General features: G+C 76.3%; 22 protein-coding genes. 12 read left to right on the top strand and 10 right to left on the bottom strand.

Features of this window, described 5'->3' with window-relative positions:
* Window positions 1–55 precede the first annotated feature (55 nt).
* Window positions 56–853, top strand: a complete 798-nt coding sequence (locus tag ACI797_RS05915) for a methyltransferase domain-containing protein (protein ID WP_456857594.1) — start codon at window positions 56–58, stop codon at window positions 851–853.
* Window positions 854–856: 3 nt separating this feature from the next.
* Here the strand turns inward: ACI797_RS05915 and ACI797_RS05910 are convergent, their stop codons facing one another.
* Together ACI797_RS05910 and ACI797_RS05905 are read right to left on the bottom strand one after the other, a co-directional pair.
* Window positions 857–3,562, bottom strand: coding sequence for a bifunctional acetate--CoA ligase family protein/GNAT family N-acetyltransferase (locus ACI797_RS05910; RefSeq protein WP_456857593.1), 2,706 nt, complete (start codon window positions 3,560–3,562; stop codon window positions 857–859).
* Entirely contained in the window at window positions 3,555–4,736 is a 1,182-nt protein-coding gene (locus ACI797_RS05905) for an acetoin utilization protein AcuC (RefSeq protein WP_456857592.1), read from the bottom strand. Before ACI797_RS05905 ends, ACI797_RS05910 begins: the two co-directional genes overlap by 8 nt.
* Window positions 4,737–4,901: 165 nt before the next feature.
* On the opposite strand from ACI797_RS05905, the gene ACI797_RS05900 reads away from it, so the two are divergent.
* From ACI797_RS05900 to ACI797_RS05885, 4 genes are all read left to right on the top strand, one after another.
* Window positions 4,902–5,624 (top strand): iron dependent repressor, metal binding and dimerization domain protein, encoded by a 723-nt coding sequence (locus ACI797_RS05900; RefSeq protein ID WP_456857591.1) that lies wholly within the window; start codon window positions 4,902–4,904, stop codon window positions 5,622–5,624.
* 126 nt (window positions 5,625–5,750) lie between these two features.
* Entirely contained in the window at window positions 5,751–6,341 is a 591-nt protein-coding gene (locus tag ACI797_RS05895; protein WP_456857590.1) for a TetR/AcrR family transcriptional regulator, read from the top strand.
* A gap of 201 nt (window positions 6,342–6,542) precedes the next feature.
* Entirely contained in the window at window positions 6,543–7,766 is a 1,224-nt protein-coding gene (locus tag ACI797_RS05890) for a hypothetical protein (protein WP_456857589.1), read from the top strand.
* 84 nt (window positions 7,767–7,850) lie between these two features.
* Window positions 7,851–9,932 (top strand): S9 family peptidase, encoded by a 2,082-nt coding sequence (locus ACI797_RS05885; protein WP_456857588.1) that lies wholly within the window; start codon window positions 7,851–7,853, stop codon window positions 9,930–9,932.
* 7 nt (window positions 9,933–9,939) lie between these two features.
* On the opposite strand, the gene ACI797_RS05880 is transcribed toward ACI797_RS05885, so the two are convergent.
* From ACI797_RS05880 to ACI797_RS05870, 3 genes are all read right to left on the bottom strand, one after another.
* Window positions 9,940–10,962 carry a DUF4192 domain-containing protein gene (locus tag ACI797_RS05880; protein WP_456857587.1) on the bottom strand — a complete coding sequence of 341 codons (1,023 nt, stop codon included), beginning with the start codon at window positions 10,960–10,962 and terminating at the stop codon, window positions 9,940–9,942.
* A 119-nt stretch (window positions 10,963–11,081) separates the two neighbouring features.
* Window positions 11,082–11,879 carry a hypothetical protein gene (locus ACI797_RS05875; protein ID WP_456857586.1) on the bottom strand — a complete coding sequence of 266 codons (798 nt, stop codon included), beginning with the start codon at window positions 11,877–11,879 and terminating at the stop codon, window positions 11,082–11,084.
* Window positions 11,880–11,962: 83 nt separating this feature from the next.
* Window positions 11,963–12,256, bottom strand: a complete 294-nt coding sequence (locus tag ACI797_RS05870; protein WP_456857585.1) for a Dabb family protein — start codon at window positions 12,254–12,256, stop codon at window positions 11,963–11,965.
* A 61-nt stretch (window positions 12,257–12,317) separates the two neighbouring features.
* Here ACI797_RS05870 and ACI797_RS05865 point away from each other — a divergent pair, with 61 nt between their 5' ends.
* Genes ACI797_RS05865 through ACI797_RS05845 form a run of 5 tightly spaced genes read left to right on the top strand, consistent with a single transcriptional unit; the run spans window position 12,318 to window position 17,163 of the window.
* A complete protein-coding gene (locus ACI797_RS05865; protein WP_456857583.1) occupies window positions 12,318–13,571 on the top strand; it encodes a glycosyltransferase family 4 protein in 1,254 nt (417 codons plus the stop codon).
* Window positions 13,565–14,335: a class I SAM-dependent methyltransferase gene (locus tag ACI797_RS05860; protein ID WP_456857582.1), complete on the top strand. Its 771-nt coding sequence runs from the start codon at window positions 13,565–13,567 to the stop codon at window positions 14,333–14,335. Before ACI797_RS05865 ends, ACI797_RS05860 begins: the two co-directional genes overlap by 7 nt.
* 28 nt (window positions 14,336–14,363) lie before the next feature.
* On the top strand, window positions 14,364–15,428 hold the full coding sequence (locus ACI797_RS05855) for a prenyltransferase (RefSeq protein ID WP_456857581.1): 1,065 nt from the start codon (window positions 14,364–14,366) through the stop codon (window positions 15,426–15,428).
* Window positions 15,425–16,270, top strand: coding sequence for a glycosyltransferase family 2 protein (locus ACI797_RS05850; RefSeq protein ID WP_456857579.1), 846 nt, complete (start codon window positions 15,425–15,427; stop codon window positions 16,268–16,270). The genes ACI797_RS05855 and ACI797_RS05850 overlap by 4 nt, the downstream gene beginning before the upstream one ends.
* Entirely contained in the window at window positions 16,267–17,163 is an 897-nt protein-coding gene (locus tag ACI797_RS05845) for a glycosyltransferase family 2 protein (RefSeq protein WP_456857578.1), read from the top strand. Before ACI797_RS05850 ends, ACI797_RS05845 begins: the two co-directional genes overlap by 4 nt.
* Here ACI797_RS05845 and yczR read toward each other — a convergent pair.
* Complete coding sequence (gene yczR / locus ACI797_RS05840; RefSeq protein WP_456857576.1) at window positions 17,156–18,592, bottom strand: MocR-like transcription factor YczR; 1,437 nt, start codon at window positions 18,590–18,592, stop codon at window positions 17,156–17,158. The genes ACI797_RS05845 and yczR overlap by 8 nt on opposite strands.
* A 58-nt stretch (window positions 18,593–18,650) precedes the next feature.
* On the opposite strand from yczR, the gene yczE reads away from it, so the two are divergent.
* Entirely contained in the window at window positions 18,651–19,340 is a 690-nt protein-coding gene (yczE, locus tag ACI797_RS05835; protein ID WP_456857575.1) for a membrane protein YczE, read from the top strand.
* Here yczE and ACI797_RS05830 read toward each other — a convergent pair.
* From ACI797_RS05830 to ACI797_RS05815, 4 genes are read right to left on the bottom strand one after another with little or no spacing between them, the layout of a single operon-like run.
* Window positions 19,247–19,576, bottom strand: coding sequence for a TraR/DksA family transcriptional regulator (locus ACI797_RS05830; protein ID WP_456857574.1), 330 nt, complete (start codon window positions 19,574–19,576; stop codon window positions 19,247–19,249). The genes yczE and ACI797_RS05830 overlap by 94 nt on opposite strands.
* Window positions 19,566–20,207, bottom strand: coding sequence for a class I SAM-dependent methyltransferase (locus ACI797_RS05825; protein WP_456857573.1), 642 nt, complete (start codon window positions 20,205–20,207; stop codon window positions 19,566–19,568). The genes ACI797_RS05830 and ACI797_RS05825 overlap by 11 nt, the downstream gene beginning before the upstream one ends.
* Window positions 20,204–21,475, bottom strand: a complete 1,272-nt coding sequence (locus ACI797_RS05820) for a YibE/F family protein (protein ID WP_456857572.1) — start codon at window positions 21,473–21,475, stop codon at window positions 20,204–20,206. Before ACI797_RS05820 ends, ACI797_RS05825 begins: the two co-directional genes overlap by 4 nt.
* Window positions 21,476–21,484: 9 nt before the next feature.
* Window positions 21,485–21,868, bottom strand: coding sequence for an STAS domain-containing protein (locus tag ACI797_RS05815; RefSeq protein ID WP_456857571.1), 384 nt, complete (start codon window positions 21,866–21,868; stop codon window positions 21,485–21,487).
* Window positions 21,869–22,035: 167 nt separating this feature from the next.
* Between ACI797_RS05815 and ACI797_RS05810 the strand changes: the two genes are divergently transcribed.
* Complete coding sequence (locus ACI797_RS05810) at window positions 22,036–22,518, top strand: Hsp20/alpha crystallin family protein (protein ID WP_456857570.1); 483 nt, start codon at window positions 22,036–22,038, stop codon at window positions 22,516–22,518.
* The last annotated feature ends 68 nt before the right edge of the window (window positions 22,519–22,586 follow it).

The raw sequence follows: 22,586 nt of genomic DNA, 5'->3' as shown, positions 1-22,586 counted from the left end.
TGCGCGGCGACGGCGACCGCCATCCTCGGCGTCGTTCCCGACGAGGAGGGGCGCGATGAGCACGGAGACCTTCCAGATCCCCGCCGAGGCCGCCGAGCTGTACGAGGCGCGCTTCGTCCCGGCGATCTTCGCGGAGTGGGCGCCGCTGCTGGCCCACGCGGCCGGCGTGCGGCCGGGGCAGGCGGTGCTGGACGTGGCGTGCGGCACCGGCGTGGTCGCTCGCGCGGTCGCCGACCTGGTGGGCACGGAGGGCCGGGTCGTGGGCCTCGACCTGAACCCGGCCATGCTGGACGTCGCCCGGCGCGTCCGGCCCGACCTGGAGTGGCGGCAGGGGGACGCCGCCGACCTGCCGTTCGCCGACGGCGGCTTCGACGTCGTCCTGTGCCAGATGGCGCTGATGTTCTTCCCCGACCGGGCGGCGGCGCTCGGCGAGATGGCCCGGGTGGTGCGGCCGGGCGGCGTGGTCGGGGTGTGCGTGCCGGCCGCGCTGGACGACCAGCCCGCGTACGGGCCGTTCGTCGAGATGGCGGTCGACGTCGCCGGGCCGGCGGCCCGGTCGCTGCTCGGCAGCTACTGGTCGTGCGGTGACGCCGGCGAGCTGGTGCGGTGGTTCGCGGCCGCCGGCCTGCCCGCCGCGACGGTCACGACCCGGGTGGGGACGGCGGCGTTCGGCTCACCGGAGGAGCTGGCGGCCACCGAGGTCGACGGCTCGCCGCTGCGCGCGCGGATCGGCGCGGACCAGCACGCCCGCATCCTGCAGCGCAGCCGGGCGGTGCTGGCGCCGTTCACCGGGCCGTCGGGCCGGGTGGCCGCGCCGCTGCGCTGCCACCTCGTGGTGGCCGCGGCCCGCTGACCGTCACACCGGGTTGCGCAGGCGGCGCGGGCCGGGGTCGACCCGTCCGGACGGCGGGCCGACGCGGATGCCGCCGCCCGCGACCACCAGCGAGCGACCGCCGTGCCACGGCTCGGCGGGGCCCACGATGACCGGCTCGAGGGTGAGGGTGAGCACCTCCGGCAGGTCGTCGGCCAGCCGCGCGACCCGCAGCAGCAGCTCCTCCAGCGCCCGGGTGTCGACCGGCTCGGAGCCGCGGTAGCCGTCGAGCAGCGGCCAGGCGCGCGGCGCCCGCACCAGCTCGGCCGCGTCGAGGTCGGTCAGCGGCAGCGTGCGGTAGGCGCGGTCGCCGAGCAGGTCGGTGGCCACTCCCCCGAGGCCGAAGCTGACCAGCGCGCCGAACGAGGGGTCGTCGACGATGCCCACCACCGTGGCCACCCCCGGCGCGGCCATCTCCTGCACGACCACCGGGTCGCCGGCCGGGATGGCGGCGTGCGCGGCGCGGACGTCGTCGGCGTCCTTGAGGTCGAGCCGGATCCCGCCGAGGTCGGTGCGGTCGCGCAGCCACGGCGCGGTGGACTTGAGGACGACGGGGTAGCCGATCTCCTCCGCGGCGGCGACGGCCTCCTCCGCGGTGCTCGCCCGCCGGCTGCGCAGCAGCGGGATGCCGTAGGCGCCGAGGACGGCGATCGCCTCCTCGTCGGTGAGGTCGCGGCCGGCCGGGCGCTCGGCCAGCACGGCGCGGACCACCGCGCGGGCGGCGGCCTCGTCGACGTCGGGCAGCTCGGGGATCTGGCCGACCGGCCGCTGCCGCCAGCGGGCGTACTCGGTGACCATGGCCAGGGCGATCACGGCCCGCTCGGGCGTGGAGAACGACGGCACCGACCCGCGGGCCGGCATGCCGCCCTCGTCGAGGACGGCGAGCTCGGGCGGGATGCCCTCGGTGGAGAGGAAGGTCGCCACGATCGGCTTCGTCGAGCCGGCCGACACGTCGCGCAGCGCCCGGCCCATGGCCTCGGCGCCGCGGACCTGCGGCGGCAGGTAGACGGCGACCACCGAGTCGACGCCGTCGTCGTCCACGGCCGCCTGCAGCGCGGCCCGGAACGCCTCCGGCCCGGCGCTGGTGCCGATGTCGACCGGCGCGCCCTCGGCCAGCTGCAGCCCCTCCTCCAGCACGGCGTCGGCGACGAGCACGCCGAGCGCGGTGGAGTTGCCGACGACGGCGACGCGGCGGCCCCCGGGCAGCGGCTGGTGCGCCAGCAGGGTGCCGACGTCGAACAGCTGGGCGACGGTCTCCACGCGGATCACGCCGGCCGAGGCGAACAGCGCCGCCACCGACTGCTCGGGGACCTGCACCGACGTCCCGGCCAGGCCCGGGGCCATGCCGACGTGCCGGCCGCTCTTCACCGCGACCACCGGCTTGGTGCGGCCGACCCGCCGGGCCAGGCGGGCGAACTTTCGCGGGTTGCCGAAGCTCTCCAGGTGCAGCAGCACGACCTCGGTGCTGGGGTCGGTGGCCCAGTACTGCAGCAGGTCGTTGCCGCTGACGTCGGCGCGGTTGCCGGCCGAGACGAACGTGGACAGGCCGATACCGCGGCTGCGGGCGCGCTCGAGCAGGGCCACGCCCAGCGCGCCGGACTGGGCGAAGAACCCGACCCGGCCGCGGCCGGGGACCATGGGCGCGAGGCTGGCGTTGAGCCGCACTGCCGCGTCGGTGTTGACCACGCCCAGGCAGTTCGGCCCGACCACCCGCATGCCGGAGGCGCGGGCGGCGGTGACCAGGTCGCGCTGGGCCACCCGGCCCTCCTCCCCGGCCTCGCCGAACCCGCCGGACACCACGACCAGGCCGCGCACGCGCTTGCGCCGGCAGGCCTCGACCACGCCGGCGACCTGCTCGGCCGGGACGGCGATGACGGCCAGGTCGACGTCGTCGGGGATGGCCTCGACGTCGGCGTAGGCCGGGACGCCGCGGACGTGACGGGCGCCGGGGTTGACCGGGTACACCGGGCCGTCGAAGCCGTAGCCGAGCAGGTTGCGCAGCAGGACGTTGCCGAGCTTGCCCTCGTCGTTGCTGGCGCCGACCACCGCGACCGAGGACGGGGTGAGCAGGCGGCCGATCGAGCGGGACTCGCTGCGCTGCTCGCGCTCGTAGGCCACGGCCAGCGCCGTCTCGGTCTGCGCGATCGGGAAGGTCAGGTGGACGACGCCGTCCTCGTACTCGCGGCGGGGCTCGTAGCCGGCGTCGAGGAAGACCCGCACCATGCGGCTGTTCTGGGCCAGCACCTCGGCGACGAACTTCGCGACGCCGCGCTCGCGGGCCGCCGCCGCCAGGTGCTCGAGCAGCACCGAGCCCAGGCCGCGGCCCTGGTGGGCGTCCTCGATGAGGAAGGCGACCTCGGCCTCGTCGGTGCCGGGCAGCCGGTCGTAGCGGCCGACGCCGATGACGTCGCCGCCGAGCACCAGCACGAAGGCCACCCGGTCGACGTGGTCGACGTGGGTGAAGCGGTGGAGGTCGCGGTCGGAGAGCTTCTTCATCGGGCCGAAGAAGCGGTAGTAGCGGGTCTGGTCGGAGCTGCGCTCCATGAGCCCGACCAGGCCGTCGGAATCCTCGGGGGTGATCGGCCGCAGGTGGGCGGTGCCGCCGTCGGCGGCGATGACGTCGGCCTCCCAGTGGGCCGGCGGCGGCGCCGGCGGGACGTCGGGGGGCGCGGTGGTGGTCTGCTCAGTCACGGGGGTCGTCCGGGTCCAGGCCGAAGTAGGGGAAGCTGGCGCGGCGGGTGCGCAGGATCGCACGGTCGACGCGGGACTCGGTGAAGGGGTCCCAGGCCGAGAAGCCGGTCCAGCCGCCCTCGGTCATGTGCGTCGGGGGGCGGGCGCGCAGCCCGCGGCGGGCGACGTCCTCCCGCCAGGACTCCGGGATCTCGGTGGCGGGGTCGAGCGGCACGCCGCCGGCGACCGCGAGCAGGTGGGTCCAGGCCCGGGGGACGCAGCGGACCAGGCCGTACCCGCCGCCGCCCAGGGCGATCCACCGGCCGTCGCAGAGCTGGTGCGCCAGGTCGTGCATCAGCCGGTAGCTCGCCCGCTGGCCGTCGACGGTGAGCCCGAGGTCGGCCAGCGGGTCCTCGTGGTGGGCGTCGCACCCGCACTGGCTGACCAGGATCTGCGGCTGGAAGGCCTTGAGCACGCTCGGGACGACGGCGCTGAACGCGCGCAGCCAGCCCGAGTCGTCGGTGCCGTTGGGCAGGGCGAGGTTGACCGCGCTGCCGAGCGCCGTGGAGGGGTCGCCGGTCTCCTCGGGGAAGCCGGTGCCGGGGAAGAGGGTGAGCGGGGTCTGGTGGACGCTCACCGTGAGCACCCGCGGGTCGTCGTAGAACACCGTCTGGACACCGTCGCCGTGGTGGACGTCGACGTCGACGTAGGCGATCCGCTCGTAGCCCCGGTCGAGCAGCCAGCGGATCGCGATGGCCGCGTCGTTGAAGACGCAGAACCCCGACGCGCGGTCGGGCATGGCGTGGTGCAGCCCGCCGGAGATGTTCACCGCGTGCTGGGCGCGGCCCTCGTGCACCAGCTCGGCGGCCCGGACGCTGCCGCCGGCGATGAGGGCGGCCGCGTCGTACATGCCGTCGAAGATCGGGTTGTCGGCGGTGCCGAGGCCGTGGCCGACGTCCGGGTCGGCGGGCGCGCGCTTCACCGCCTCGAGGTACGCCGGGTCGTGCACCAGGGTGAGCAGGTCGACGCCGGCCGGGGTGGGCCGCACCACCTCGACCCGGTCGCCGGAGAGGACGCCGAGGGAGTCGGCCAGCCGCATCGTGAGGTCCAGGCGCACGGGGTGCAGCGGGTGCTCGCCGCCCATGGTGTAGCCGAGCAGGGCGTCGTCCCAGACCACGGTCACCGCGTCGCTCATCGGGCCTCCTCGCCAGGACGCGCCGGCGGCCGTACGCCGCCCCCGCCGCCTTCGGACGCTACCTGCTCCGCCGAGTGCGCGACGCCGCACCGACCACCCGGTCGGGGACCCCGCCGCGGGCGCCGGAGTCCGTAGAATTCGGGGCCGGACACGGAGGAGCTGCTTGTGAACGACCTCATCGACACCACGGAGATGTACCTCCGGACGATCTTCGAGCTGGAGGAGGAGGGCATCACGCCCCTGCGCGCGCGGATCGCCGAGCGCCTCCACCAGAGCGGTCCCACGGTCAGCCAGACGGTCGCCCGGATGGAGCGCGACGGGCTCCTGCGCGTGGAGGGCGACCGCCACCTGCAGCTGTCGGACACGGGCCGCGCCCTGGCCACGGCCGTCATGCGCAAGCACCGGCTGGCCGAGTGCCTGCTCGTCGACGTGATCGGCCTCGACTACGCCGACGTGCACGAGGAGGCGTGCCGCTGGGAGCACGTCATGAGCGAGGCGGTGGAGCGCAAGCTGCTCACCCTGCTGGGCAACCCGACGGTCTCCCCCTTCGGCAACCCGATCCCGGGCCTGGACGCGCTCGCCGGCGAGTCCCCGCTGGGCGGCGAGACGTCCACGGTGCTCGACGCGCTGACCCTGCTGTCGGCGACCGCCACCGCCACCGGCCGGCCGGTGACCATCGCCCGGATCAGCGAGCAGCTGCAGGACCCCGAGACGCTGCGCGTGCTGGACGAGCGCGGTGTGCGCCCGGGCGCCTCGATGACCGCCCGCCTGGTCGACGGCACGGTCACCCTCGACGACTACCCGCTCCCTCCCGGCGCCGCGCAGCACCTGTTCGTGCGGGCCGAGGACGAGGACCTCACCCCGCAGGAGGCCGCCGCCGTGCTCTGAGGCGGTAGCTCCGGCCGGACGACCACCCGAGAGCCGCGGTCCCCACGGGGGCCGCGGCTCTCGGCGTTCCCGGGCCAGGGCCCAAGTACCCTTGGCATCTGGATACCGCCGGTATCTGATAACGGCGTGAGCACCCGGCTGTCCCGCACCGAGCAGGTCGAGCGCAACCGCGCGCTCCTCCTGGACGCCGCCCGGACGGTCTTCCTCGAGCGGGGGTACGCCGGCGCGACGCTGGAGGCGATCGCCGAGGAGGCGGGCTTCTCCAAGGGCGTCGTCTACTCGCAGTTCGCCGGCAAGGCGGACCTCTTCCTGGCGCTGCTGGAGCGCCGCATCGCCGCCCGCGCGGAGGAGAACGCCCGGGCCGTCGCCGACGGCACCGGGCCGGACCGGTTGCGCGCGCTGATGGCGACGAGCGCGCGCGACGGCCGTGCCGAGGCCGGCTGGGCCCGGCTGCTCATCGAGTTCCGCCTGGTCGCCGCGCGCGATCCCGAGCTCAACGCGCGCTACGCCGCCCTGCACACCACCACGCTGGACCGGCTGGCCGCGGCGATCGCCGCCGCGCTGGACGGCGAGGGCTCCGGCGTACCCCCGCGCACGCTGGCGCGCCTGGTGCTCGCCCTGGGCAGCGGCGCGGTGCTCGAGGAGGCGGCCGACCCCGGTGCACTGCCGGTCGAGCTGCTCCAGGACGTCGTCGTCCGGCTGACGACGTCGAGCTGATCCGTCACCACGGGGGCCGTCTCTCGTACGAAGGGATCCGCCATGCAGGCGAGGACCGTCTCCCCCGTCACCCGGCTCCGCGAGGACCTGCAGTCGGAGCTGTCCGCCTCCTACGACGAGCTGATCGCCCGCACGACCTAGGACCGGACCGCGATCCTGCGGCACCAGCGGGCGCGGCTGCACGAGCTGCTGCGCACGGCGGTGGCGCGCTCGCCCTTCCACGCCCGCCGGCTGGCCGGCCTCGACGTGGCGTCGGTCGAGCCCACCGACCTGTCGCCGCTGCCGGTCATGACCAAAGCCGAGCTGATGGCGTCCTTCGACGACGTCCTCACCGACCGGCGGATCACCCGGGCCGCCGCCGAGGCCGCGCTGGCCGCCGCGACCGACGAGCCGGCCGTGCTGCCCGGTGGGGTGCTCGTGCTGGCCTCGGGCGGGAGCTCGGGACCCCGGGGCGTCTTCCTCCACGACCTGCCCGCCGCGCGGCAGTTCGTGGGGTCGCTCTCGCGCGGGCTGGTCGCCCGGTTGCGGACCACGGGTGCCCCGCCGGGTGGTCTGCGGGTCGCCATGGTGGCCGCGGCGTCCCCGGTGCACGCGACGGGGGCGGCGGTGTCGCTGACCGCCGGCGGCGCGCTCGGCTTCTCCTTCCTCCCGGTGCCGGTGACCCTGCCGCTGCCGGAGATGGTCGACCGGCTCAACGCGATGCAGCCGCAGGCGCTGTACGGCTACCCGACGATGCTGTTCCGGCTGGCGCTCGAGCAGCAGGCCGGCCGGCTGCGTATCTCCCCCGCGGCCGTGAACTGCACGAGCGAGACGCTCACCGGAGGGCTGCGGGCCGCGATCCGGTCGGCGTTCGCCGTGCCGGTCGGCGACACGTTCGGCTCCACCGAGCAGCTGGTCGGCACGAGCCTGCCCGACGACGAGGCCCTCGTCCTCGCCGAGGACGGGTGCATCGTCGAGCCGGTCGACGGCGCCGACCGCCCGGTCCCGCCCGGGACGCCGTCGGACTCGGTGCTGGTGACCGTCCTCGAGAACCGACTGCAGCCGTTGATCCGCTACCGCCTGCCGGACAGCTTCGTCGTGCTGCCACCGGTCCCCGGCGGGCCGGGGTACCTGCGGGCGGTGGTCCGCGGCCGCTCGGACGACGTCCTGCGGTTCGGCGACCACGTGCTGCACCCGCTGGTGCTGCGGTCGGCGCTGGTCCACTCCCCCGAGGTCGTCGACTACCAGGTGCGGCAGACGCCCCGCGGCCTCGCAATAGACGTGCTCGCGCCCGGCGGGCTCGACGTGGCCGGGCTGCGGACGCGGCTCGCGGAGGCCCTCGCCGGCGCGGGGCTGCGCGGTCTCGTCGTCGACGTGGCGGTGGTCGCCGAGCTGCCGCGCGACGCGCGCACCGGCAAGCTGCGCCGGTTCGTGCCCGTGGGGTGAGCCCCCCGGAGGCGCCGGGCGGGCGCTCGGGTGGTGCTCACTACGGTGGATCCGTCGATCCCCGCACGTGAGAGAAGGCGCCCCGTGAGCCAGGCCGACGCGTCCGAGACCCCCGCCGAGTCGCCCGCCCCCAGCCCGTTCCACCGGCTCGCCGACTTCGTCGCGCTCCCGCGCATCGGCGGGCTGGCCCTCTCCCGGGACGGCCGCCGGTTGGCGATCTCGGTGCAGACGCTGGACCCGGAGGGCAAGAAGTGGCAGTCGGCGATCTGGGAGGTCGATCCCGAGGGGCGGGGCGACGCCCGCCGGCTGACCCGCAGCGCGCCGGGTGAGTCGTCGCCCGCGTGGGCGCCCGACGGCTCGCTGCTGTTCACCTCGGCGCGGCCCGACCCGGGTGCCGCGAACGGGGACGGCGAGCCCAAGGCGGCGCTGTGGAGCCTCCCGCCCGGCGGGGGTGAGGCCCGCCCGGTGCTGACCCGCGGTGCGGGGATCGGCGGTTTCGCCGTCGCGGCCGACAGCGGCGACGTGGCCGTGGTCGTCCCGACGATGCCCGGTGCGGTCGACGCGGAGGGCGACGACGCCCGGCGCAAGGAGCGCAAGGACGCCGGGGTCTCGGCCGTGCTGCACGAGAGCTACCCCGTCCGCTACTGGGACCACGACCTCGGCCCGGCCGCGCCGCACATCCTCTGGCTGGGCCCGGTGCCGGCCGAGCCGACGGCCGGGAGCCCGGTCGAGGCCCCGGAGCTGCGCGACCTGACGCCCGACGCCCGGCCCCCGCTGGGCAGTGGTGACGAGATCGTCCTCTCCCCCGACGGAGGGCTGCTCGCCCGCAGCGAGGACGTGCCCGACGGGCCGGCGGGGCGCCGGCTGCGGCTGCTGCTGACCGACACCGCCACGGGTGAGGCGCGGGTCCTCGTGGACGACCCGCTGGCCGACGTCTACGGCGCCCGCTTCTCGCCGGACGGGAGCACCGTCGTCTGCGTGCGCGAGGCGATGTCGACCTACAGCGAGCCGCCGGACTACACCCTGCTGCTGGTCGACGTCGGGACGGGGCGGGCCACCGAGCTCACCGAGGGCTTCGACCGCTGGCCCAGCGCACCCCAGTTCAGCGCCGACGGGTCGGCCGTCTACTTCCTCGCCGACGACGACGGCCGGCACGCGGTGTTCCGCGTCGGCCTCGACGGCGGGCAGCCGGTGCGGCTGACCGGCGACGGCGCCTACAGCGACCTGGAGGTCGCCCGCGACGGCAGCGCCCTGTACGCCCTGCGGTCGGCGTACGACTCCCCCGCCGTGCCCGTGCGGCTGGACCCGGCGGCGGAGCGGCAGGACGCGGTCGTCCTGCCCAGCCCGGGTGCGGTCGGACCGCTGCCCGGCCGGCTGGAGGAGGTCGAGGCAACCGCCGCCGACGGCTCGCGCGTGCAGTCCTGGCTCGTGCTGCCGGAGGGCGCGTCGGCGGAGAACCCCGCACCGCTGCTGCTGTGGATCCACGGCGGCCCGCTGATGAGCTGGAACTCGTGGTCGTGGCGCTGGTGCCCCTGGGTGCTCGCCGCCCGCGGCTACGCCGTCCTGCTGCCCAACCCGGCCCTGTCGCAGGGCTTCGGCCAGGACTTCGTCCGGCGCGGCTGGGGCGAGTGGGGCGGCGCGCCGTACACCGACCTGATGGCCGCCGTCGACGCCGCCGAGCAGCGGCCGGACATCGACGAGACGCGCACCGCGGCGATGGGCGGCTCCTTCGGCGGGTACATGGCGAACTGGGTCGCCACGCAGACCGACCGGTTCAGGGCGATCGTCACGCACGCCAGCCTGTGGGACCTCGACGCCTTCACCGGCACGACGGACGCGGCGTACTACTGGGAGAAGGAGTGGGGCGACCCGCTGCGCGAGCCCAAGCGCTACGAGCAGAACTCGCCGCACCGGTTCGCCGACGCCATCCGGACGCCGATGCTGGTCATCCACGGCGACAAGGACTACCGGGTGCCGATCGGCGAGGCGCTCCGGCTCTGGTACGACCTGCAGAAGCGCGGGATCCCGTCGAAGTTCCTGTACTTCCCCGACGAGAACCACTGGGTGCTCACCCCGGGGAACGCGGCGGTCTGGTACGAGACGGTCATCGCCTTCCTGGCCGAGCACGTGCTCGGTGAGGAGTGGCAGCGCCCGCAGCTGGTCTGACCGCGGCTCAGCCGGCACGGCGGAGGTCGTCGACGTCGGCCCGGGTGGCGACGATCAGGGCGCGCAGCTCCTCGGGCCGGACGCAGGCGGCCAGGCCGGAGCGGAGGAGCCGCGCCAGGTCGTAGTCCTCGTCGTGGTCCAGGGCGTGCTCCAGCGCGATCCCGGCCATCGCGCCGTCGCCGCGCAGCCAGGCGCTGACCGCGGCCAGCGTCGCCGGCGGCGCCGCGAGCGGGAACGGTGCGCGGCGGGTGCACTCGGTCCACAGCGACTCGGCCGCGGCGGCGTCCGCGCCGAGCGCCAGCCCGAGCGCCCGGTCGCGGACCGCCCGGTGCTGGAGGGCGCACAGGACCTCCGCCAGCTCGCCGGGCGGCAGGAGCGCCGGCGCGGCGCCGTCCCGGCGGGCGCTCAGCGCCCGCTCGACGGTGGCCCAGCCGTCCTCGCGGGCGCGTGTCCGGTCGGCCGGGGTCATCGCCAGGTACGCGGCCCGCACCGCCTCGACGTCGAGGCGGTCGAGGGAGCGCAGCCGGGTGGCCAGCTCCCCGCGGCTCTGCGCCACCACCTGACCGGTCACCACGGAGGCGGCCGCGAGCGGGCTGACCCCCGCGGGCAGCGGCGTGCCGGCGCCGGGCGCGCAGCAGGGATCGGGGCAGTCGTAGGACCACCACCGCCCGTCGCGGATCAGCAGGACCTCGCGCACCGGGATGCCCGCGGCGGCGAGGGTGAGGACCAGCTCGTGCACCAGGGGGCGGTGCGGCAGGTCGGGCTCGTCCGGCGCCTCGGACACGAGGGCGATCAGCACCGCCTCGGGCGCGTCGGTGGCGATCCCGCGGGCGACGGCGCCGGCCAGCGGGACGGCGTGCTGCGGGGGCGGGATGTCCATCCGCACCGTCATCCCCACCCGGCCGCCGGACTCCCCGCCCAGCCCGACGACCACCACCGACTCCGCCGGCCGGAAACCCAGCAGGTGCGGGAGCCCGGCAGCGAGCTCGCCCGGGTCGGTGAGGCGGACCTCGTACTCGTGCTCGTCCATGCCGAGGGACCGTGCCCGTCCGCAGCCCGCTCCGAGGGCGTTCGAGCGGATCTGTGGACAGCGCCGCCGGCTGTGGACGGCGGACGGCGGTCAGGCGGACGGCCGCCCTACCGTGCGCCTCAGTCGAGCGCCTCCGACTGCGTGTCGTAGGCCTCCTGCAGGAGGGCGGTGAAGGATGCGGGGTCCAGCTCCTCGTCCCACGACATCTGGGCGAGCCCGAGCACGCGGTCGCCGTCCTGGGCGACCCCCACCAGCTTCGTGGCGTCCCACGTGCCGTCCGGCCGCTCGCCCGAGATCGTGACCCGGAAGGCCGCCATGCCGTCCGGCACGTCCAGCTCCTCGATGCTCACGCTCGACGGCCCGTACCCGTCGTCGCCCTCCCCGCGGTCGAAGGTGACCGACCGGCACGCGTCCACGACCGTCTGCACCTCGGCCAGCACGTCCACGGAGGGGTCCGCGGTGGCCAGCACCTCGAACGTGCGCACGCCGTCGGCCCGGGCCACCTGGCCGACCGCGTCCTGCACGCCGGACACGAGGGACGCCGCCTGCTCGAGCGCGGTGCCGCACTCGCCCGGCGCGACCGGGGCATCGGCGTCGGCGTCGGCGTCGCGGTCGTGCCAGGGAGGCCCACCGCGGTCGCCGTCGCCGAACGGGAGGCCGTCGAGCGGGAACCGGTGCACCTCGGCGCCTTCGCCGAACGCGGTGTCGGGCAGCAGGCCGTCGGCCAGGGGGGAGTCGTCGGCGGAGGGTTCGTCGGTCGGCGCGGCCGACCCGGTCGGTGTGGCGGACTCGGTCGCGGCGGCCGGCACCGTCCGGGTCGGCGTGGCGCCGCCGCAGCCGGTCAGCGCCAGGCCCGCGAGCAGGCAGGCCCCCAGGACGACAGCGGAGCGACGGTTCGGCAGCGCGCGGCGCGGCATGGGACGACGGTAGGACGGTCTCCGGCCGGCGCACAGCACCTCGGCAGGATTCACAGCACCTTGCCAGGTGCGTGCGGGTGGGCTCAGAGCTCGTACTGGACCGCGCTGCGGGTGGCTACCCACGGCTTGACGTGCTCCTCGATCACCGCGAGGTGCACCGGGTCGGAGGCGTAGCGCCGGTAGGCCTCGACGTCGGGGAAGTCGGCGACGAGCGCGGTGTCGGCGTTGCCCTCGCGCAGGCCGGCGTCGTCGCCGACGGCGAACGCGGTCATCCCGCCGACGTCCTCGGGCAGCCGGCGCAGGGCGGCGAGGGTGGCCGCCCTGCGCTCGGCGTCGGCGGCGTCGGACCAGGTGAAGAGCACGACGTGGCGGAGCACGGGCACAGCCTGTCAGGTCGGGTTGACCGGCGGGTGACAACGGCTGGTTAGAGTCCCGCCCATGGGACGGTCGTTGCGCATCGCACTGCTGTCCTACCGGAGCAAGCCGCACAGCGGGGGCCAGGGCGTCTACGTGCGCGCGCTCTCCCGCGAGCTGGTCGAGCTGGGCCACCGGGTGGAGGTGTTCAGCGGCCAGCCCTACCCGGAGCTCGCCGACGGCGTCCCGCTCACGCCGGTGCCGAGCCTGGACCTCTACCGCGAGCCCGACCCGTTCCGCACGCCCCGGCCGTCGGAGTTCCGCGACTGGGTCGACGTCGCCGAGTGGGCCACGATGTGCACCGCCGGCTTCCCGGAGCCGCTGACCTTCAGCCTGCGCACGGCCCGCCTGCTGCTGCGCCGCCGGGCCGAGTTCGACGTCGTCCACGACAACCAGTCGCTCGGCTACGGGCTGCTGAGGCTGCCCGGGGCCGGCCTGCCGACGGTCGCCACCGTCCACCACCCGATCGCGATCGACCGCGCCCTCGAGCTGGCCGCCGCCCCGACGCTGCGCCGCCGGCTCACCCTGCACCGCTGGTACGCCTTCACCCGCATGCAGGCCCGCGTCGCGCAGCGGCTCGACGGGCTGACCACGGTGTCGGAGAACTCCCGCCGCGACATCGAGGCGCACATGGGCGTTCCCGGCGCCGGCATCGAGGTGATCCCGGTCGGCATCGACCCCGACGTGTTCACCCCGCCGCCGGCCGACCGGCCGCGCGACCCCGGCTCGATCGTCGTGATCACCAGCGCCGACGTCCCGCTGAAAGGGCTGGTGCACCTGCTGGAGGCGGTCGCGAAGCTGCGCACCGAGCGAACCGTGCGGCTCACCGTCGTCGGCACCGCCCGCCCGGGCGGCCCGGCGGCGGCCGCGCTGGACCGGCTGGCCCTGCACGACGCCGTGCGGTTCACCGGCTTCCTCCCCGAGCCCGAGCTGGTCGAGCTCCTGCAGTCGGCCTCGGTGGTGGCGATCCCGTCGCTGTACGAGGGGTTCTCGCTCCCGGCGATCGAGGCCATGGCCTGCGCCACCCCGCTGGTCACCACCGACGCCGGGGCGCTGCCCGAGGTCGTCGGCAGCGAGGCGGGCCTGCGGGTGGGGGCCGGCGACGTCGGGGAGCTCACCTCCGCCCTCGCGCTGGTGCTCGACTCCCCCTCCCTCGGCGAGCAACTCGGCCGCGCCGGCCGCCGGCGGGTCCTGGAGTCGTTCACCTGGCGGGCCACCGCGCAGCGCACCGCCGACTGGTACGCCGAGGTGCTGCGCGCGAGGGGAAGCACGTGCTGACGATCGACTACGACCGGCTCGACCTGCGGCCGGGCATGCGGGTGCTCGACCTCGGGTGCGGCGAGGGCCGGCACGCCTTCGAGGCCTACCGCCGCGGCGCCCACGTCGTGGCCGTCGACTGGGGGCAGCACGAGGTCGAGACCACCAAGCGCTGGCTGGGTGCGATCGCCGAGGCCGGCGAGGCGCCGGCGGGCGCCCGCGCCGAGGTGGTCCGCGGCGACCTCACCACCCTCCCCTTCCCCGACGCGAGCGTGGACCGGGTGATCGCCTCGGAGGTCCTCGAGCACGTCCCCGACGACGCCGCCGCCTTCGCCGAGATCGCCCGCGTGCTCGTCCCCGGCGGGCGGGTCGCGGTCACCGTCCCCCGCTACGGCCCCGAGCGCGTCTGCTGGGCGCTGTCCGACGCCTACCACGCCAACGAGGGCGGCCACGTGCGCATCTACCGCGGCGACGTGCTGCGCACCCGGCTGCTGGCGGCCGGGCTGACCCCCGGGGGCAGCCACCACGCGCACGGGCTGCACGCCCCGTTCTGGTGGCTCAAGTGCGCGGTCGGCGTCGACAACGACACCGCCGCCGTCCGCGCCTACCACCGGCTGCTCGTCTGGGACCTGGTGCGCCGGCCGTGGCTCACCCGCACCGCCGAGAAGGTGCTCGACCCGCTGATCGGCAAGAGCTTCGTCCTCTACGCGGACAAGCCGGCGCGCGAGCGGCCGGTGGCCGCCGCGGGCAGCACGGACGCGGAGCGGACCGCTGCGGCGCGCTGACCCCGGCGGCCTGCCCGACCTGCCGGGGGTGCTCGGCGCCGACCAGGTCCGCGCCACCGTGGCCGCCATCGCCGCCGAGCAGGACCGCGACGGCGCCCTCCCCTGGTTCCGCGGCGGCCAGCTCGACCCGTGGGACTCCGTCGAGGCGGCCATGGCGCTCGACGTCGGCGGCGAGCACGCCCGCGCCCGCGCGGCCTACCGGTGGCTGGGTGCCCGGCAGCGCCCCGACGGCTCCTGGGCCGCCGAGTACCGCGGCGGCGTGGAGACCGCCCCCGCCGCGGAGAGCAACCACGCCGGCTACCTCGCCGTCGGCCTCTGGCACAGCTGGCTGGTGAGCGGGGACGAAGGGCTGGTCGCGGAGCTGTGGCCGGCGGTCCGCCGCGGGCTGGACCTGGTCACCCGCATGCAGCTGCCGGGCGGCGCCGTCGGCTGGGCGCTGCGCCCCGACGGCAGCCCCGACGACGTCGCCCTGCTCACCGGCAACGCCAGCCTGTACCAGGCCCTGCGGTGCGGCATCGCGCTCGCCGGGCTGCACGGCGAGGCCCAGCCCGACTGGGAGCTGGCGGTCACCGAGCTCGGCACCGCGCTGCGGGAGCGGCCCGAGGCCTTCGCCGACCGGTCGCGCTACTCGATGGACTGGTACTACCCGGTCCTCGGCGGCGCGGTGACCGGCGACGACGCCCGCGACCGGCTGGCCGCCGACTGGGACCGCTTCGTCGTCCCCGGGCTCGGGGCCCGGTGCGTGGCCGACCGCCCCTGGGTCACCGGCGCCGAGACCTGCGAGCTCGCCCTGGCGCTGGCCGCCGCCGGGCAGCGCGACGCCGCGGTCGAGCAGCTCGCCGCCATGCAGCACCTGCGTGCCGACGACGGCTCCTACTGGACCGGCTACGTCTACCCCGACGACGCCCGCTGGCCGGTCGAGCGGACGACGTGGACCGCCGCGGCCGTCGTCCTGGCCGCCGACGCCCTCACCGGGGCCGGCGGCGGGTCGCGGCTGTTCACCGATCCCGGCGCGCTGCCCGCGCCCGGCGCCGCGGACGCCCCGCGATCGGCCGATTGGCTGCCGGGGAGGGCGGGCAGAGTCCTCCCGTGAGTTCCCGCACCGAGGTCGCCGTCGTCGTCGCCAGCCGCAACCGCCGGGAGGACCTGCTGGCCACGTTGCCGCGGCACGAGGCGCCGGTGGTCCTCGTCGACAACGGCTCGACCGACGGCACCGTCGAGGCGGTGCGGGCGGCCCACCCGCAGGTCGCCGTGCTGCCGCTGGAGCGCAACGAGGGCGCCCACGGCCGCACGCTCGGGGTCGCCCACGCCGGCGCGGAGTTCGTCGCGTTCGCCGACGACGACTCGTGGTGGGCCCCGGGGGACCTCGCCCGGGCGGTCGAGACGCTGCGCGCCCACCCGCGGCTGGCGCTGCTCAACGCCCGCATCCTCGTCGGCCCCGAGGAGCGGCTCGACCCGGTCTGCGCGGAGATGGCGGCCAGCGCGCTGGGCACGCCCGACGACCTCCCCGGCCCCGCCCTGCTCGGCTTCGTGGCCTGCGGCGCGGTGGTGCGGACCGAGGCGTTCGAGGCGGTCGGCGGCTTCGACCCCGTCGTCCGCTTCCCCGGCGAGGAGGAGCGGGTCGCGCTCGACCTGGCCGCCGCCGGCTGGGAGATGGCCTACGTGGACGACGTGACCGTCCACCACCACCCCTCGCCGCGCCGGGACGCCCCGGCGCGGCGGCAGGCGGCGATCTGGCGCAGCAAGCTGCTCACCGCGCTGATGCGGCACCCCGCCCGGGAGCTGCCCGGGCTGCTGCTCCGCGCCGTCCGGGCCGGCGGGCCGGGCCTGCGCGGCCTGGCCCGTGCCCTCCCCGACCTGCCCGCCGCGCTGCGCCGCAGGAAGCCGGTCCCCCCGGCCGTGTGGGCCGACGTCCGGCGGCTCGCCGCGGCATGACCGACCCGCGGATCGCCGTCGTCGTCATCACCCACCAGCGCCGCGACGAGCTGCTGCGCACCCTGGCGCTGCTGCGCGACCTCCCCGAGCGCCCGCACGTGGTCGTCGTCGACAACGGCTCCACCGACGGGACGTCGGACGCCGTGCGCCGGGGGTTCCCCGAGGTCGAGCTGGTCGTCAGCCCGAGCAACCTGGGGGCGGTCGGCCGCAACGTGGGCGTCGCCCGGCTCGCCACGCCGTACGTGGCCTTCTGCGACGACGACACCTGGTGGGATCCGGGCTCGCTGCGGGCCGCCGCCGACGTCCTGGACCGGCACCCGGAGCTGGCCGTGGTGACCGCCCGGATCCTCGTGGAGCCGGGCGGGCGCGAGGACCCGATCGTCGCCGAGCTCCGCGACTCCCCCGTCCGCGGCGCCTCGTGGCTGCCCGGGCCGGCGCTCGGGTCGTTCCTGGCCGGCGCGTCGGTGGTCCGGCGCGAGGCGTTCACCGGGGTGGGCGGCTTCTCCGAGCGGCTGTGGCTGGGCGGCGAGGAGGAGCTGATGGCCGGCGACCTGGCCGCCGCCGGGTGGGAGCTGTGCTACCTGCCGGCGCTGACCGTCCACCACCAGGCCAGCACGGCCCGCGATCCGCACGTGCGCCGCCGCGACGGCATCCGCAACACCCTCTGGACCACGTGGCTGCGCCGCCCCCTGCGCCCGGCCCTGCGCCGCACGGGCCACCTGCTGCGCACGCTGCCCCGCGACCGGGTGAGCGCGCACGGCGTGCTCGACGCCGCCCGTGGCCTGCCCTGGGTGCTGCGCGAGCGCCGGGTGCTGCCGCCGCACGCCGAGGCCCGGTTCACCGCCCTGGAGGCGGCCCAGCAGCGGTCGACGGCCCGCCGGTACGTCAGCTGACGGCGAGCACGTCCGGCTCCCCGGCCGGTGCCGGCCCCGGCCGCCCGGTCGCCCGGGCGTCGGCCCGCGCCAGGACGTCGACCGCCCGGCGCAGCACCTCCGGCGGCTGGGTGAACGGCAGCCGCAGCCGGTCCTCCAGCGCGTGGCCGGTGCCGAACAGCGGCCCGGGGGCCAGCCGCACCCCGAGGCGCTCGGCCTCGAGCACGAGGCCGCTCGACCGCGGCTCCGGCAGGGCGCACCACAGGAACAGCCCGCCGGGCGGCACCGGCACCCGCCACCCGGGCAGCCGCTCGGCCAGCGCGTCCAGCAGCGCGGCGCGCCGCTCCCGCAGCCGCGCGCGCACGCCCTCGCGGGCGGCGTCGGCGCCGTCGAGCAGCACGCACGCGGCGAGCTGCTCGACGACCGCGCCGGCCATCGTGGTCCGGGCCAGCGCCACGGTCAGCCGGCGGACCAGGTCGGCGTCGCCGCGGACCCAGCCGACCCGCAGGCCGCCCCAGAACAGCTTCGACAGCGTCCCGACGGAGATGGTGCCCGGGGCGAACGCGCCGAACGGCGCCGGCGGCTCGGCGTCCAGGCCGAGCTCGACGAACGCCTCGTCGACGACGGCGACGGTGCCCGCCCGGCGCAGCTCCCGGGCCAGCCGCTCGCGGTCGGCGGCGCCGAGCAGCCGGCCGGTGGGGTTGGCGAAGTCGGGCACGAGATAGGCGGCCGTCGGGCGGACGGTGCGCAGCGCCCGCGCGGCGGTGGCCGGCCACTCGTCCGGCGCCTCGGGGTCGAGCGCGGTGGGCAGCAGGCGGGCGCCGAGGCCGCGGGCGGCGTCGAGCGCGGTCGGGTAGGTGGGCTGCTCGACCAGCAGCGGACGGCCCGGCCCGAGCAGCAGGGACAGGGCCAGCGAGACCCCGGCCATCGCCCCGCCGGTCACCAGCACCTGCTCCGGCGCGGTGGGCAGGCCCCGGGCGGTGTACCGGTCGGCGATGCGGGCCCGCAGCTCCGGCAGCCCGGCCGGGTGGTAGCCGTGACCGGGCAGGTGGCGCGGGAGCTCGGCCAGCGCGGCGGCGAAGGCCGCGGGCACCTCGGGCGGGGCGGCGGGCGCGGCGTGGGCCAGGTCGATCGCGCCGTCCCCGGGCGGCGCCGGCATCCAGGCGCCGCGGGCGGGACCGGCCGGCAGCACCGCGAACGTGCCGGCCCCCTGCCGCGCGTCGGCCCAGCCGTCCTCGCGCAGCCGCGCGTAGGCCGCGGTCACCGTGGCCCGGCTCAGCCCGAGCGCCCCGGCCAGCTCCCGCTCGGCCGGCAGCCGGGCGCCCAGCGGCACCCGGCCGTCGGCGATCAGCAGCCGCACCCGGTCGGCGAGCGCGGCGTACCGCGGCGGGCGGACGGCGGCCAGGTCGCCCAGCAGCTGCGCCAGGCGGACGGCGGAGACGGCGACCACGCCACTTCCTCCCGATTGGCATGTGGGGAACAGGCCAATCCTGGCGCACGATGGACCGGTGACGCGAGTCCCCGCCCATCTCCCCCGCCGGCTGGTCCAGCTGTACCTCGGCCTGGCCCTCTACGGCGTCTCGATGGCGCTGATGATCCGCTCCGCGCTGGGCAACATGCCGTGGGACGTGCTGCACCAGGGCCTGTCCGAGCGGCTCGGGTGGTCGCTGGGCACCGTCACCGTGGTCATCGGCGCCCTGGTGCTGCTCTGCTGGATCCCGCTGCGCCAGCGCCCGGGGCTCGGCACGGTCAGCAACGTCGTCGTCATCGGGCTCGCGGTCGACGGCGCGCTGGCCCTGGTCCCGGACGTCGACGCGCTCGCCGGCCGGATCGCGCTGGCCGCCGGCGGCATCCTGCTCAACGCCGTCGCGACCGCGCTCTACATCGGCGCCCGGTTCGGCCCCGGTCCGCGCGACGGGCTGATGACCGGCCTGGTGGCGCGCACCGGCTGGTCCCTGCGGCTGGTGCGCACCGGGATCGAGGTGGCCGTCGTCCTCACCGGCTGGGCGCTCGGCGGGACCCTCGGCGTGGTGACCGTCGTCTACGCCCTGGCGATCGGGCCGCTGGTGCACGCGCTGCTGCCGCTGCTCACCGTGCCGGGCGCTCAGCGGGCGCAGGAGATGCAGGTGCGCGCGGCCGGCCGGGCGGCCAGCCGCTCGGGGGCGATGGCCCCGCCGCAGACCTCGCAGACCCCGTAGCCACCCGCGTCGCGGCGGGCCAGCGCGGCCTCGACGTCGGCCAGCCGGCGCCGCGCCGACTCCAGCAGCGCCGCGACCTGCTGCCGCTCGAAGGCGATCGTCGCCCCCTCCGGGTCGTGCTCGTCGTCGGCGTTCGACGACGCCGAAGCCGCCACGACGTCGTCGAACTCCCGGGTCAGCGCCGCGATCTGGGCCAGCGCGGCCGCCCGCTCGGCCGCCAGGGCGTCACCGGTCACGGCGCAGCAGCCGCAGCGAGCCCGTGCCGGGCAGCTCGGTGAAGTTCCCGCTCGCCAGCACCCGGGTGTAGACGCCGAACGGCGCCTGGCCCCCGTCGGCCGGGTCGGGGAAGACGTCGTGGATGGCGAGGGTCCCGCCGACGGCGAGCTTGGCGACCCAGGCGTCCTGGTCACGGCGGGCGGACTCCTCGGTGTGGCTGCCGTCGAGGAACAGCAGCGCCAGCGGGGTGGTCCACAGCGGCGCCAGCACCTCGGAGCGGGCGACGACGGCGATCACGACGTCCTCGGCACCGGCGTCGGCGACGGTCCGGCGGAACCGCGGCAGGGTGTCGATCCGGCCGACGGCGGGGTCGACCAGCGACGGGTCGTGGTACTCCCAGCCGGGCTGGTGCTCCTCGGAGCCGCGGTGGTGGTCGACGGTGACGACCTGGCGGCCGGTCTCGCGGGCCGCGGCGGCGAGGTAGAGCGCCGACTTGCCCATCCAGCTGCCGACCTCCAGCAGCGGCCCCGGCACGGCGACCTCGCGCGCCGCCTCGTACAGCGCCCGCCCCTCGTCGGGGGGCATGAACCCGGGCGCGGCCTCCGCGGCCACCAGCAGATCGTCCATCGGTTCGCTCGCCAGCTCGCTCACCGCGCCAGTCTCGCCCTCAGGGACGACAACCCGCGCGCCTCCCCCGGCTGCGAGAACCGCGCGAGGAACGCGCCCACCGCCGTCGTCACCGGGGTGGCGAGCACGAGGCCGATCCCGCCCACCAGCGTGCGGATGACCTCCTCGGCCACCGCGTCGCCGGTCAGCACGGTTCCCGCCGGCCGGCTGGAGATGCTGAAGAGCAGCATCAGGGGCAGCGCGGCGCCGGCGTAGGCGAACACGATCGTGTACACCGTCGAGGCGATGTGGTCGCGGCCGATCGCCATGCCGCGGGAGAACAGCCGCCGCCAGCTCATGCCCGGGTCGACCTCGTGCAGCTGCCACACCGCCGAGGCCTGCGTGATCGTCACGTCGTTGAGCACGCCCAGCCCTGCGACGACGACCCCGGCGATGACCAGCCCGGAGAAGCTCAACGTCGGGTCGTACTGCTGCAGCTGGATCGTCTCCTCGCTGGAGTAGCCGGTCAGCCGGCTGACCTCCACGGCCAGCGCCCCGAGCCCGGCGACGAGCACGAGCCCGAACAGCGTGCCGACCAGCGCCGTCGTCGTCCGCGCGGAGAACCCGTGCGCGAGGTAGAGGACGACGAACATGATCGCCGCCGAACCGGTCAGGGTGACCAGCGTGGGCGAGGACCCCTCCAGCAGCGCCGGCAGCATGAACCACAGCAGGATGAAGAACGCGAATCCCAGGCCGAGCAGGGCGGCGAGCCCGCGCAGCCGCGCGACCGCCCCCACCACCACCGCGAACGCGATCGCCAGCACGACCATCGGCGTCGTCCGGGCGTAGTCGTAGAACGTGTAGCTCGGCCCCTCGGCCGCCCCCGGGTCGCGCTCGAGGACGATCTCGTCGCCCTCCTCGATGCCGTAGGACACGACCTCCGCGGGCACGTCGATCTGCACGAACTCGCCGGCGCCGTCGCCCTCGGTGACCTCGACGACCAGCGTCGCGCAGGTGAGCTGCTGCGCGCGGCCGGTCTGGTCGGTCACCGAGCAGTCGTAGGGGGTGACGGTCGAGACCGTCCCCTCGGGGTAGGTCGTGCCGGCCGGGACGGCGGCCGCCGCGGCCTGCTCGGCACGGCCCGGCTCCCCGCTCGGCCACAGCAGCACCAGGCCCAGCACGGTGGCCAGCCCCACCGGGACGAGCAGGAACAGCATCAGCCGGACGGCGCGGCGCCGGCGGGCCAGGGTCTGCTCGTCCGGCGGCGGCGCGTCCGGGTCGGGGCCGTGGCTGTGCGGGTGAGAAGGCGGCACCCGGTCAGGCTAGGAGGCGCCGTCCTCCTCCACCGGGAAGCGGTGCCACAGGCCGGCGAGCTGCAACGGGCGGGCGACGGCCTCGGGCGGGCCGACCAGGACGACGTCGACCGCGCGCGGCTGGCCGAGCTTCTGCAGCTGGACCAGCACCGCCATCCCCGCCGAGTTCATGAAGGTGGTGCCGGCCAGGCGCAGCTCGGCGCGCTGCAGCGGGGCGTGGCTCAGCAGCAGGTCGGTGAAGGTGCGCACCAGCGGCCGGCGGGCCGCCTCGGTGAGCTCCCCCACGACGGTGACGACGGCGGTGTCCCCCCGGAGCTCCGAGGTGACCTCCGGCTCCCCGGGCGCCGGCTTCTCGTCGGGATCGCGGGTCGGTGCGGTCGGGTGCTCGTCCACGCCCCCCGGGTAGCCGGGACGGCCGCCGTTCACACGCCGGGGGCCGGGAACAAAAGTGAGCGGCAGACGTTTACTTCCATGCGTGACCGAGGTAACCTCTAGTCGCCACTAGAGGTTGATCCTCGGGCAGCGGACAACACCAGAGACACCCAGGAGGTTGCACAGCGATGGCCATGCTGACCGCCTACGACCCGTTCGCCGCCACCAACAGCGCCTTCCGGCTGCTGGACCAGCTGACCGGCCGCATGGGGACCGCCCGCCCGCTCTCGGGCATGCCGATGGACGCCTACAAGGTCGGCGACAACTTCGTCGCCCACTTCGACCTGCCCGGCGTCGACCCCGGCTCGATCGACCTGTCGATCGAGGGCAACACCCTGACGGTGACCGCCGAGCGCTCGGTCCCGCAGCTGGAGAACGCCGAGTGGCTGGCGGCCGAGCGGCCGTACGGCAGCTACACCAGGCAGCTCGTCCTCGGCCGGAGCCTCGACACCGACCGGCTCGAGGCCAGCTACCACGACGGCGTGCTCACCGTGAGCATCCCGGTGGCCGAGAAGGCGCGCTCGCGCAAGATCCAGGTGAGCCGCGCCGACACCCCCGCCCCGGTCGAGCACCGCACGATCGAGGGCGAGTCGAAGGCCGTCGAGGCCTGAGCCGACGGCCGACGGGGGGGGGGGGGGGGGGGCGCGCGGGGGGGCGGGGGGGGGGGGGGGGGGGGGGG

This window comes from Geodermatophilus sp. SYSU D00691, from assembly GCF_054050275.1.
This window is presented reverse-complemented; position numbering and strand designations above follow the sequence as displayed.